12 protein-coding genes are annotated in these 13,445 nt (G+C 46.9%); all 12 read left to right on the forward strand.

The window, feature by feature from the left end; all coding sequences use genetic code 11:
* The first annotated feature begins 9 nt into the window (after positions 1-9).
* The 12 genes from WFI24_RS12580 (at position 10) to WFI24_RS12635 (ending at position 13,359) form a co-directional block, all read left to right on the forward strand.
* Positions 10-591: a GNAT family N-acetyltransferase gene (locus tag WFI24_RS12580; RefSeq protein WP_336761149.1), complete on the forward strand. Its 582-nt coding sequence runs from the start codon at positions 10-12 to the stop codon at positions 589-591.
* A gap of 15 nt (positions 592-606) precedes the next feature.
* Positions 607-1,068 carry a MarR family winged helix-turn-helix transcriptional regulator gene (locus WFI24_RS12585; protein WP_336761151.1) on the forward strand — a complete coding sequence of 154 codons (462 nt, stop codon included), beginning with the start codon at positions 607-609 and terminating at the stop codon, positions 1,066-1,068.
* Positions 1,069-1,327: 259 nt separating this feature from the next.
* Complete coding sequence (locus WFI24_RS12590; RefSeq protein ID WP_336761152.1) at positions 1,328-2,398, forward strand: cobalamin B12-binding domain-containing protein; 1,071 nt, start codon at positions 1,328-1,330, stop codon at positions 2,396-2,398.
* Between the two features lie 12 nt (positions 2,399-2,410).
* On the forward strand, positions 2,411-4,126 hold the full coding sequence (locus tag WFI24_RS12595) for an ATP-binding protein (RefSeq protein ID WP_336761153.1): 1,716 nt from the start codon (positions 2,411-2,413) through the stop codon (positions 4,124-4,126).
* 37 nt (positions 4,127-4,163) lie between these two features.
* Entirely contained in the window at positions 4,164-5,141 is a 978-nt protein-coding gene (locus WFI24_RS12600) for an alpha/beta hydrolase (RefSeq protein ID WP_336761155.1), read from the forward strand.
* Positions 5,142-5,268: 127 nt separating this feature from the next.
* The gene (locus WFI24_RS12605; RefSeq protein ID WP_336761157.1) at positions 5,269-5,982 is read left to right on the forward strand and encodes a class I SAM-dependent methyltransferase; all 714 of its coding nucleotides are present in this window, start codon (positions 5,269-5,271) and stop codon (positions 5,980-5,982) included.
* Between the two features lie 68 nt (positions 5,983-6,050).
* Complete coding sequence (locus WFI24_RS12610) at positions 6,051-7,037, forward strand: N-acetylglucosamine kinase (RefSeq protein WP_336761159.1); 987 nt, start codon at positions 6,051-6,053, stop codon at positions 7,035-7,037.
* A 63-nt stretch (positions 7,038-7,100) separates the two neighbouring features.
* Positions 7,101-7,538, forward strand: coding sequence for a GNAT family N-acetyltransferase (locus tag WFI24_RS12615; protein WP_307413776.1), 438 nt, complete (start codon positions 7,101-7,103; stop codon positions 7,536-7,538).
* A gap of 219 nt (positions 7,539-7,757) precedes the next feature.
* A complete protein-coding gene (locus tag WFI24_RS12620) occupies positions 7,758-8,216 on the forward strand; it encodes a MarR family winged helix-turn-helix transcriptional regulator (protein ID WP_336761163.1) in 459 nt (152 codons plus the stop codon).
* A complete protein-coding gene (locus tag WFI24_RS12625) occupies positions 8,213-11,380 on the forward strand; it encodes an MMPL family transporter (protein WP_336761164.1) in 3,168 nt (1,055 codons plus the stop codon). Before WFI24_RS12620 ends, WFI24_RS12625 begins: the two co-directional genes overlap by 4 nt.
* A gap of 199 nt (positions 11,381-11,579) precedes the next feature.
* Positions 11,580-12,206 carry an SGNH/GDSL hydrolase family protein gene (locus tag WFI24_RS12630; RefSeq protein ID WP_145319087.1) on the forward strand — a complete coding sequence of 209 codons (627 nt, stop codon included), beginning with the start codon at positions 11,580-11,582 and terminating at the stop codon, positions 12,204-12,206.
* Positions 12,207-12,297: 91 nt separating this feature from the next.
* On the forward strand, positions 12,298-13,359 hold the full coding sequence (locus tag WFI24_RS12635; protein WP_336761165.1) for a phosphotransferase: 1,062 nt from the start codon (positions 12,298-12,300) through the stop codon (positions 13,357-13,359).
* Positions 13,360-13,445 lie beyond the last annotated feature (86 nt).

Here is a 13,445-nt window from a genome sequence, read left to right on the forward strand (position 1 = left end):
CTACCCCTAGTGGATGGTGAACTTGTTCTCCGGTGTGTGGAGAAGAAGGATCTGCGCGAACTCTATGAATTGATTTATAGTGATGACATTCCGGAATGGAAGCAGTGGGATGCACCCTATTATCCTCTCGAACACGAAAGCTATGAAAGTTTTGAACAAGGTATGCTCAAACGTATGAACGTTGATCAGAGCGATTCCAAACCTGTGTCGATCCGTATCATAGAATTTGACAGACAAATCGTGGGTACGATCAGCTATTATATAGAAGATGAGTTATCCATGTGGCTGGAAATGGGGATTGTGATATACCGATCTGCCCGCTGGGGAAGCGGAATGGGTACGCGGTCGCTTGTGATGTGGTCAAGTCATTTGTTTGAACAACTACCTCTGGTTCGGGTTGGATTGACCACATGGTCCGGCAATGAACGAATGATGCGGGCTGCTGCAAAAGCCGGGTTGCAGGTGGAGGGGCGAATGCGGAAGTGTCGTATCGTTCGCGGACAATACTATGATTCAATTCGTATGGGAATGCTTCGCGAGGAGTGGGAGCAGAAGCTTTCGTCTAATGCGAGCGGAAATGTAAACAACTGATGGAGGATTATTGAAATGCTGAACACGGAGGACAACCGGGAACTATCTTTACAATTATTTGTGGTTCTTGTTCGGGCCTACAATTCTGTGACTTCACGTTCCAATCGGGACATCCAGAGTCACGGACTGAATACAACAGAATTTGGCGTGCTTGACTTGTTATATCATAAGGGACCACAGGCATTGCAAAAGATTGGTGAAAAGGTACTGATGTCCAGTGGTAATATTACGTATGTTGTAGATAAGTTACAAAATAAAAATCTGCTGTTTCGTCGGCCATCCAAGGAAGATCGGCGTGTCATTTACGCTGAATTAACCGAGGAAGGAAGACAATTGTTCACAGAGATATTTCCTCAACATCACCAGGTTATCATTGATGCTTTGGAAGGACTGGACCCTTCAGAGAAAGTCGACGCGATACGGATGTTGAAGAAGCTGGGATTGGCTGCAGAAGGGAAAACTGACTTGCGTTCATAACGCAGGTCAGTTTTTTTGTGGAGCTCGAAAAGTATAGCAGATACTGACTGAGTGGCTTGCATGGTTCTACATAATATAGGAAAATTGTTCTATACATGCATAGCGCAAACGCATGCTTATCCAAAGTTCATGTATAATTGAACAGACATATGGAGGGCGGAATGGATGGATAGCAATAAAGTTTCACGTAGAGGAACCTATCCCAAACTGCAAGTTAGCTAACGTCGATCTCATTCCCGAGTAGAGGAGGGCTGCGTCCATGAGTCATCGAGAAGCAGGAGAACATTTACTCCAACAAGCCAGTAACTTGGCTGATAAAATAACGGAGAAACAGTATCTCAGACAGCCCGATTTACTAGAACGATTTGGCGAAAATGGAAAAATGCGAACCAAACAGGATTCGGAGTATAGCTTGAACTATTTGGCTGAAAGTGCGCTCGTACAGAGCCCTGAACTCTTTACGCATTATATTGCGTGGCTGAAAGTTTTACTTGAGGGTTACAAGGTATCGGCAGAGGATCTGGCGATTAATCTCAATCTGATTAAAGAGACATTAGAAGAGGAATTTGACCATCCGTCAAAGGCGCTTCTGGTCGAATATCTTGAGATGGGAATATATAGAACAACACTAACGGAGTCACCTGCAGGTTACATGAATAAATCCATGCCTTATGGAGAGGCTGCTCAATCGTACTTGCAGTGTTTGCTAGATAATAAACGAAAAGAAGCCTTCGAGATCATTGAAGTTCAGTTAGAAGCCGGGGCGACAATTCGTGATATTTATCGATATATCTTTCAGCCTACCCAGTACGAAATAGGGCGATTGTGGCAATGCAATCGGATCAGTGTGGGACAGGAACACTTTTGTACGGCAGCGACCCAGTCATTCATCTCACGTCTCTACTCACGTTGGTTGATGGATAACGGTCAGGATAAAAAGCTGGTTGCCACCTGTGTAGGCAGTGAACAACATGAGATCGGACTACGCATGCTCACAGATGTGTTCGAGATGGAAGGTTGGGATACGTACTATCTGGGAGCGAATGTTCCTAATGGAAGTGTAGTAGAGGCCATAGAGCGCCATCAGAGCGATGTTGTTGCGATCTCAGTTACGATGACGTATCATCTTCATCTGGCCAAAGAGCTGATCCATCTAATTCGTCATCATCCGGCAACGGCACATGTGAAGATTATGGTCGGGGGATACCCCTTTAATATTGATCAGGAGCTGTGGAGAACGATAGGAGCTGACGGTTATGCTCCAGGAGCCGATGAAGCAGTTGCCGTCGCAGAACAATTACTGGCTCAGCCAATTACAGTTAGGGATTAGGAGAGGGGTGGTGTGGTGCCTAATGAGAACGGAGAGATACAGAGGCTGCGCAGAACGATTGAGCAGTTATCAGATCAGATGATCCGCAGCAGAGAGCAGGAGGAACGGACGCTTGCGGAATTCTCGGATATGAATAATGAACTGGTCACACTCCAGCGTCTGCTTGCGAAGAACAATATTAGTCTTGAAGCAGCACGCCAGAAAGCAGTAGATGCAGGTGAATCTAAAAGCGCATTTATTGCAGGAATCAGTCATGATTTTCGTACGCCATTAAATGGAGTATTGGGGATGGCTGAAATGCTGATGCTGTCTCCTTTGTCTGAAGAACAGGAGAATTCTGTTTCTGTTATACAGGATGCTGCCAGACTGTTGCTTAAGCTGATTCAGGATCTTCTGGATCTGTCCAAACTTGAGGCGGGGCAGATGCGACTTGAACTGGGGGAAGTGGATCTGCAAGAAACGATACATTATATTGTTCGTTTACTCGAACCTCAAGTCAGAGAGAACCGCAATCAGTTATCGGTAGACTTTGACTCCGGAATATCAACTCTTCTGGAAGGGGATTCAACGAGAATTACCCAAGTGCTCATTAATCTGATTCAGAATGCAAACAAATTCACATCTGAAGGTACGGTATCTATACGAGTTGCCCTTATTAAAGATGATGAGACTACTCAAATGATCCGATTTGAAGTTGAAGACACGGGCATTGGTATCTCGGAAGAAGATCAGAACCAATTATTTCAACCCTATATGCAGACAGAACGAGGCCGTTCGAGCGAGTATGAAGGAACGGGGCTTGGATTATCGATCTGCAGATCGCTCGTTACACTGATGGAAGGTCAGATCGGAGTAGACAGCAAAGAGGGTGAAGGATCAACATTCTGGTTCGAACTTGGGCTTAACAAGAAACAAGGTAATCCGTCCGTTCACGAGTCCGGTCCGCAGTTGTCTGAGCAGATTCAAGGCCAGGCTGTGGAGGATGAAGCTCCTCCCGTATCTATCTTGTTGGCCGATGATAATGTGATCAACCGGCAGCTTGTTATGTTGCAACTCAAAAAGCTGGGAATCACCCAAGTGGACGCTGTCTTGAATGGGGAGGAGGCAGTAGCTGCTTTTCTCAACAAAAAATACAGTTTGATTCTAATGGACTATATGATGCCTTTAATGGATGGCTTGGAAGCTACACGCAAAATTCGCGCGATCGAAATGGATGAAATGCGTCATGCCACCCCAATCATTGCGATGACAGGGAATGTTATGCAAGGGGAGAAAGACAAGTGTAGGGAAGCCGGGATGAATGACTTCATTGGCAAACCGTTCACGTTGGAGATCCTGAGTACGATGATCCAGAAATGGCAGCAATCGTCTGAATCGACAGAAGTACTGAATATGAGCATCGTACATGAGATTGCCGAATTAAACACTGATGGTGATCGCACACTTCTGGGTATGTTATTGGACATGTATCGTACCGAAACACCTGGCAAGATCGAAGTGCTGCGCAGACATATTGTTTCGGGAGACCATGCAGCTGCAACAGGGGTAGCCCATGATCTGAAATCAGGCAGTTTGAGTCTGGGGATTCGTTATTTATCGACTTTGTTTGCCCAGATAGAGCAGTTTGCCAAGGAAGGGCAATCGCGTAAAGCCGAACCGTTGCTAGATACCTTGTTGCCCGCTTTTCAAGAAGCATGTGCGGCCCTGCAACGAGTAAGTAAGGATTGAACACATTTTAATTAGGAATGAAAGGTAGGACACGTTCATGTTATTCTACGGACTTGGGACACTGGTTCTGATCGTTCTTGCTCTTCTGTGGGCAGGAGGGCTTTATTTTTTCAAAACCGCCATTCGACGTACGCCCAAAACGTTTTTGGTGGATAATCCGAATCTGATGCCTGAACCCGACAATGAGATCATCAGCAGCGCTTCCGATCTGAAGTGGCTGGATGCTCAGCCTACAGAAGAGATATCTATTCAATCGCATGATGGATTAAAACTGCACGGTACATGGCTGGGTTCCAATAGCAGGTCTGATCATACGGTTATTCTGGCACATGGTTATTCGGGGAGAGGCAGAGAAATGGCTGGATTCGCCCGGTTTTATGCGGAAAAGCACGGTTATAACGTACTCATGCCAGATGATCGAGGTCATGGACAGAGTGAAGGTGATATCATCGGTTTTGGCTGGTTAGATCGGAAGGATTATGTCCAGTGGACCAACTTGGTGCTGGAAAAGGTGGGTACACAAGGGGAAATCCTATTGCACGGTATATCCATGGGAGGAGCAACCGTACTGATGACTGGTGGTGAAGCTCTGCCAAGCCAAGTTAAAGCGATTGTCTCTGATTGTGCGTACACCTCCGTAGAAGAAGAACTGACGTTCCAGTTGAAGCAATTATACAAACTTCCTGCATTTCCGTTCATACCCGTCACAAGTCTGATCTCCAGATGGAAGGCAGGATACTCTTTCAGGGAGGCATCCGCGCTGAATCAACTTGCCAAAGTCAACGTGCCTGTGCTGTTCATCCACGGTGAAGCCGATACGTTCGTACCAACAGAAATGGTGTACAGATTATACGAAGCTTGCCCGACCGAGAAAGAATTGCTAACCATTCCCCGGGCAGGCCATGGCACAGCGTTTCAAGTGGATCGCACCCGATATGAGACAGCACTCGAATCCTTTATGAAGAAGAATCTATCCCCTTCGTCCTTCATGCCAGTAAGTTCAGAGGCCAAGTAAAGGCGATGACCTTGTGTTTGTAGGCATACCCACGAATAAGAGGGTCGGCGTTGAATTGATTTTTGTGTGGCAATCTGGGTATTAAGTAGAAGATGCAAATCATTTTCTAAACGATGGGGGTATCTTGATGGGAAACGAACAATTTGAGGCTGCGCGAAAAGCAGAGGCAGGTTATCATTCCAATTTCTATCAGAATAATGAATTATTCGCCTCTGGTACCTGGATGTCGAGGCCCATGCCTATGGTTATGGATATGCTGGAACGTCTCCTTGCTCACAAGGAGGAACTGCGTGTTCTTGATCTTGGATGCGGAGTCGGGAGACATACGATACCGATTGCACAGCGTCTTGCCCAGACCAACAGTGAAGTCATCGGTGTGGATTTACTGGATGAGGCAGTAGACGGACTTCACAAGTATGCGAAAGAATATCAGGTTGATCATATCGTGCAGGCAGTGAAAGCAGATGTTGAACAATATGCTGTGGAGCCAAACTATTTTGATTATATCGCTGCTTGTTCTTGTCTGGAACATGTCTCCAATAAGCAAGCCTTCATGGAAGCGATAGACCGGTTACAGACCGGAACTCGTTCAGGGGGCATTCATTGTATTACGATGAGCACCAATGTGGAGGAGAAAGAAATCAATACAGGCAAGGAGATTGAACCATTAATTGAACTGAACTTGTCGACAGTTGAAGCGATTGCTTTGCTGGAGGATGCCTACAAAGGTTGGAATATTCTACTTCAAGAACATGTTACACAGACGATTGAAGAGGAAAAGTATGATGAACCGACACAGTTTCGTTGTGAACTGCTTCGTTTCGCTGTGCAAAAGCAATAAATTCTCTGCCGGGACCTGACAATGGACCCGGCACTCTTAATGTGTGGTCGGAAGGGAGATCGTTAAGGATGAATACATATGTAATAGGGATGGATGGAGGAGGGAGCCACACGCGTGTGGCTGTCGCCGATCAGAACGGGAAGATTTTATCCTATGTGCAAAAGAATGGTTGCAACCGCTATCACGATACCAATGCTGAGCAAAATGTGCTGGAGGCTATCGCCGAAGCGATAAATCAAGCCGGGCTCAAGCCGAGTCAGATCGCCTCCATTCAGGCAGGGATGGCAGGCTTGAATGAGCCTGAAGATACAGTTTGGGCTGAAGCATTACTCGCTCGTACGGGGATTACAGGCAGGATCAGTGCAGTAAACGATACGCACATCGCGCATACAGCGGCCTTCGACGGTGAGCCAGGCATTGTCGCTATTGGAGGGACGGGCTCTTTAATCCTTGGCAGAACGGAACAGGGGGCTTGGCTACGCAATGATCAGTTCGGACATTACGCGCCGACAGCAGCACGCTTTTTAGCTTACGACACGGTGCATTCCATTCTTGCAGGACGTTATGGGCCGCAGGATCAAGCTTGGATTGAGCAGGTGTTGGCATATTGGAATGTTAGCTCAGTCCGAGAGCTCACTGCGCTGGGGGTAGCCGGTTTTGCCGAAAATAAACAGGCGACCAACCGGAAATTTGGTCAGATGGCGTCTATGGTGACGGAAGCTGCTGCTCGCAATATTCCCCTCGCAGTTAGGGTATGTGACTCGGCTGCTGACACGGCCGTTGTGGGCATCTTGATGCTTGCATCCTGCTTTGAACATCCAACAGTGTCCTTGAATCTTACCGGAAGTTGTCTGAGTTCACCATATATGGTGGAAGCTGTTCAGAAAGGGCTGGATGCTGCCTATCAACCCAATGCAAAAACAATTCAATACATGACTAGCCATCTGCCAGCAGTTGGAGGTGCATTGTTGGATGCATATCAGATGGCGGTGATCAAGGGTCCAGACGACATCTCCACTGTGCTTCAATCAGAGCTGAATCGGCACACGACTTGAACTTTTAGAGGCTAACGACTACAATACGATAACGGAAACAAGCAAGGTATAGGAGGAATCAAGGTGTTAATTAATCTGAAATCACGCATACAGGAGCCGGAAGTGCAGGAGCTGTTGTCCTACTCGGTCTTTCCTGATCCGGATCACTTGAACCGTGCGTTGCAACAATATGTAGAGAAGGACGAACTGCAAATGGCCGGTTACGAAGATGAAGGACAGTTGATCGGTCTGATTGGATATGAGAAGACAGGAACAAGTGAGATTACCATTCATCATATCTCGGTTTTGCCTGAAAACCGCTTCAAAAATTATGGACGTGGTATGATCTCACAACTGTTGGCAACATACAATCCCGATAGACTGATCGCTGAGACAGAACTGGAAGCCGTCGAGTTTTATCGGAATACGGGGTTCGTGGTATATAGTCTGGGTGAATTATACCCAGGTGTGGAGCGATTCCGTTGTGTGCTTGAAAAAGAGGAAGATACAGACGAAGAGTAGCATAGAGGCATTTTATTACTTTAAGAAATATATGGATCATAATCATTACAGGATGTTGGATTTAGCAATGAGCTGAGTCGGACGTCCTGTTTTTTTGTTGTTTTTATCATAAAACCAGGAAAAAAGTATTGCTTCAAGAGATTGTTTCATTATAGAATAGTTTCACAAGAGAATAGTTCGTAAAGCGAACTATATAGATTCGGGAAAGGAGAATGAAGAATGAGTACACCGGATGCAAAAAGTTTGGTGAACCGCTATTTGGATGCTTCCTTTATGGTCAATAAGCGGTTTGATACGCGGATACGTGAACAAGTGGGGCAGACCATAACGACCGATCAGTTCTGCGCACTTCGTCTGATTGAAGAGAAACCTTTCTGCACGCCCTCTGATCTTGCAGAGCTTCTGTGTATAGGTAAGAGCAGCATTACTGCTTTGGTCAACAAGCTGGTAGATCGCGATTTGGTCCATCGGGCCGGGGATGAACGTGACCGCCGCGTTGTATATCTGACACTGACGGATACCGGACGACAGGTATACAGGGAAACAGAACAGGAAATACAGCAGATTCTGGAGCCTTATCTGGTTCATTTTAAACCGGAAGAGGTTCGGATTTTCATTGAATCTTTTGAGAAGCTTGCAGCTTTGCTAACGCATGAAGGAGGACAGGAGAACGAATGAGAGCGATACTAAAAGCAAGATGGTGGTTAATGGGGCTATGGGTTGTTGTAGCTGCCGTGTTGATGTTTACTGCCCCTAACATGAGTGAACTGATTCGGGAAAAGGGACAGTTTTCGGTTCCGGAAGGGTACTCTTCCACCCAGGCCGCAGCGATTTTGAATGAAGCTGCAGCACAAAAGGGAGAGCAGCAAGGCAGCCAGATCGCTCTTGTATTTTATAATCCGGAAGGTCTGGGTACCACGGGGAAACAAGAGGCAGAGAAGGCCGTTAAAAACTTGGAGGCCGACAAGGAGAAGCTGGGCATTCTGTCCATTCTGGAACCTTTCTCTCAGCCTGAATTGTCAGAGAAGATGATCTCAGCTGATGGCAAAACGATTCTAACATCGCTATCCATTGATCAGGGAGATCGCACGGTCAAGGAAATGCGGGAAGACCTGAATGAAGCATTGAAGTCCGTCAATGTGGAGCACTACATAACCGGTAAAGGTCTGATTGATGAGGACACCATTGAAAGTTCACAAGAGGGGCTTAAGAAATCGGAATATATTACCGTTGTCTTTATTTTACTTATTCTGTTCCTGGTGTTCCGTTCGTTTGTAGCTCCGTTTGTCCCGCTGCTGACGGTGGGGATCAGTTATATTGTATCGCAACAGATTGTTGCATTCCTGGTGGATGGGCTGGACTTCCCGATATCCACATTTACACAGATCTTTATGGTCGCCGTTATGTTCGGGATTGGTACGGATTACTGCATCCTGCTGATCAGTCGGTTCAAGGAAGAACTGGCTCATCATGAGAATACGTGGGATGCCATCATTGCTACCTATCGTACTGCCGGTAAAACGGTACTCTTCTCAGCACTAGCTGTGCTGGTTGGATTCATTGCGATTGGCTTTGCCCAGTTTATGTTGTACCGTTCTGCGGTTGCCGTAGCTGTAGGTATTGCAGTGATGATGCTTGCCTTGGTGACCATTGTGCCATTCTTCATGGCGGTGCTGGGCAAGAAGTTATTCTGGCCGTCGAAGGGATCACTTGAACATGCCGAGAGCAAGATCTATGGTGCAGCTGGTCGCTTTTCACTTAAACGTCCATGGGCTGCGTTACTCATCGTTGCAGCTGTCTGCGTGCCTCTTCTGGCAACCTACGATGGCAAACTGTCGTTCAATAGTCTCGATGAGATTGGTGAGAAATATGATTCCGTAAAAGCATTCAATATTATCTCTGACAGCTTCGGTCCGGGGGAATCACTGCCGGGTCAGATCGTTATTCAGAACGATGAAGCGATGGATAATGCGAAGTATATGGCCGTTGCCGAGAAAATTAGCCGGGAAGTAGAGAAAGTAGCCGGAGTCTCTGGTGTCCGCAGTATGACACGACCTACGGGGGATGAGATTAAAGATTTTGAAGTTACACAGCAAGTGGGAACATTATCGGATGGACTGGGTGAAGGCAAGACGGGTCTGGACAAAATCCGTGATGGTCTGAGTGAAGCCAGCAGTCAGCTAAGTAAAAATGAACCTCAGTTAAAAGAAGCTGCTGATGGAGCAGGTGAACTTACCAAAGGAACCTCCCAGTTGCAAGCGGGTATCACGCAACTCAGTCAGGGACTTGGGCAGATTGAAAAAGGCATTCGAGATGGTTCGGCAGGTGCAGGGGATCTGAAAGCAGGGCTCCAGCAAGCCAAAACAAGTGCAGATCAACTTGCGCAGGCGAACAATCAGTTGCTTGAAGCCTATCGTCAGGCGGGAGCAGGGGTCGCAGCACTGGGGGATGGAACCCGCGAACTGGAACAACAGCTGAACGGGGTTTCATCAGCTCTAACCAGTCTGTCCGAATCCTTCACAGCACTTGAAGAGCGTTATCCTGAATTGCAGCAAGATGCTGATTACCAGCGTATCAAAGGTACGATTGGTGAAACAGGTTCTGGCACAGCGCAGCTTGCTCAAGGTTTGGGGCAGATTCAGACCAAGCTGGGAGAAGCCGCTGCTGGAATCAATCAGGCCAATGAAGGGTTTGCCTCCGCAGCAGCCGGACAAAAAGCGCTTGCCGATGGCCTGGGTCAAATTGTAACAGGAATCAGTCAGCTTGAGACAGGTCTGAAACAGGCCGCTGATGGTCAAGGAAAAGTCATTAAAGAGATACCTTCCATTCAGAACGGACTTGGTCAGCTTCAGGGTGGTCAGGAGAAAATTCAGCAAGGCTTCTCGGATCTGAGTGGTCAACTGACACAACTGACGGATGGCTTGAATCAAAGTGTCGATGGTATTAAACAGGTATCCGGGGGACTGGATTCAGCGCAGGATTATCTGACACAATTGCAAAATTCACCAGATTCCGATCTGGCAGGCTGGTACGTTCCTGAAGAAGCACTGAACAGCAAAGATTTCACACAGGTATTTGATACGTATCTGTCTGAAGATCGGAAAACGATGACGATCGATGTTATTTTCGCCGAAAATCCATACGGAACAGAAGCCATTGATCGTGTTCCTGACATTGAGGCGGCAGTACATCGTGCGGTACAAGGCAGTACGCTTGAAAAAGCAGACATCGCCATTGGCGGAGTTACCAGTACGTTTGCAGATCTGCAGGAGATCTCGAATAACGACTATACACGTACTGTAATGCTGATGCTGGCAGGCACATTTATTATTCTGGTTGTGCTGCTCCGCTCAGTCATTATGCCGCTGTATCTGATCGTTTCCTTATTACTGGCTTATTTCACATCGCTGGCGTTAACCGAAGTGATCTTTGTTAATATCCTCGGATTCGCAGGCATCAGCTGGGTTACTCCGTTCTTCGGATTTGTCATGCTGATTGCACTCGGTGTGGATTATAGCATCTTCCTGATGGACCGTTTCAATGAGAACAAAGGCATGAAAGTACAGGATGCCATATTGTACGCGATGAAGAACATGGGAACCGTTATTCTATCTGCCGCGGTCATTCTGAGCGGTACATTTGCCGCGATGTATCCATCCGGTGTTCTCTCGATGATGCAGATTGCCACAGTAGTCCTTAGCGGATTGATCTTGTACTCTCTGCTGTTCCTGCCATTCTTCGTCCCAGTGATGGTGAAGATGTTTGGCCGGGCCAACTGGTGGCCGTTCCCGAACAAGGAACAATCAGATTCCGTTGATTCGGATCGGACCATAGGCATGTAATGCATTGCAATGTATCTGGCTCTGCCGCGTTATGCGGCAGGGCTTTTTTTATTTTTTGCCTCTACAGGAAAGCTGCAACTTGTGCAAAAGAAAGGTACATGCCTAAGGACACCATCCCGCGCTTTGTCGTCCCACTCATCATAAGATATAGAGCAGTTCATTATTGTTCAGAGAAACCACAGCAGAGAGGGGCGACGGGATGGTATATCGATATGTGGCTATAGGCGATTCATTAACGGTAGGTACAGGAGCGTTGCTGGGCACCGGCTTTGTTCCTTTATATCGGCGAATGGCGGAAATGAATGTCCGTACGTTTGTATCCATGGAAAATATGGGCGTGAATGGACTGACGTCGGGAGAAATGTTACAGATGATCTCATCGCATCCCCGAGTGCGGCAATCGCTGCGTGAAGCGGATATCATTACATTATCCATTGGTGGGAATGATCTGATTCGTACATTTAAAGCAAGTAATGGCATTCCGAATGCCGGAAAAATGACACAGGTGCTCGGAGAAACCCGCAGTAATGTATCCCAGATCATGCGGCACATTCGGCAGTTAAAGGGTAACAGTGAGTATATGGTCCGATCCATCGGATTGTACAACCCGTATCCACAAGCGACGGAAGCTGCGTACTGGGTGCGCCAATATAATTCGTTTCTGAATGGAGCGGGATCGGGCAACTATGCATGTGCTCAGGTATATGACAGGTTTGAAGGTCGTGAGCGTGAACTGTTGTTCTGGGACAGAGTACATCCCAATGCAAGAGGATATCGTGTCATTGCAGAGCAGCTTAATCGGACGGGATATTATCCATTCTCTTGATCACTTTGGAACAGAACTAGACCAAGCGATGGACTTCCTTTAAGATAAATAGATGACCGTTCCATTATGTGAGATAAAGGGGTTAATTTTGGTGCAATATATCGATTCCGGTTCCCTCCATCCTTCAGAGCAGCAGCGTATATCCGAAGTGTTGGCCTTATATGGTTTCACATCGGACTGGAAAGGCGAGCGTGGAAAGGGTGGGATGAATAATTCTACTTACATGCTCCATGTAGACGGGACTAATTACGTCATGAGACAATATGAAACACATAATGATCCGATGAAAATCACCTTTGAACACGAGGTGCTGGCAGCCCTCCAACGTTCGAACTTTAAGCTTGATACACCTTCACCTGTAAGGCGGTTATCTGGTGAGGGCGGTACATTCCTTCCTGTAAAAGATACCCTCACTGGTCATACCAAAATCGTGACTCTGTTTCATTATAGGGAAGGCATCAATCCCATCTGGCATACACCAGATCAATTGCTAGAGCTCGGTAAAGCGGCGGGGGCCTTGTCTTCTGTTCTGGCTACGTTGGATATACCACTTGAACCTGTGTATCCACCATACTATCGAATTCAGGATGCGTATCCGCTCTGTTCACCAGAACGTTTATTACAGCTATGCACATCGCCGCCGGAGCAATTGGCCGCATGTACAAATGAGCTGAAGCAACTGAGAGATGCGCTGCCAGATCTTTTTGAAGCTCTGCGTGGTATGGAACATCTGCCGCATCAATTGGTTCATGGGGACGTGAATGCCTCGAATGTACTGATAGATCAGCAGAATGGTGAAATCTGTGCCATTTTGGATTTTGAATTTGCGACATGGGATTTGCGGGTAATGGAGCTGGCTGTTCCGATGTCTGACCTCCTTACCATGGACAAGAGTGAAGATTGGATGTGGCAGGCACAGGAGGGCTTGATTAAGGGATTTCGGGAACACGTCAGCCTGGAACCAGAAGAGCTGTTAGCGATACCGCGATTGATTCTGCTACGTAGTCTGGATGTGGTCATGCATTTCATAAGTCGGATGTTCGAGGGGACAGATGAACCGGAAGTGGCTGTTGATCAGATTGTGAAGCTCAAACAGCGGATCGACTGGATGCGTCTGAATGAAGAACGACTGCATGAGATATTGGTGTATTAATATCGTTGTTATAAATGAAGTGCACTGTCTCTGCTTCTCAAACGAGGGCAGAGATCAGTGTACTTTATTGGTTAGAAGAGTTACAT

The sequence above is a fragment of the Paenibacillus sp. USHLN196 genome, assembly GCF_037144955.1.
Lineage (GTDB): Bacteria > Bacillota > Bacilli > Paenibacillales > Paenibacillaceae > Paenibacillus > Paenibacillus xylanexedens_C.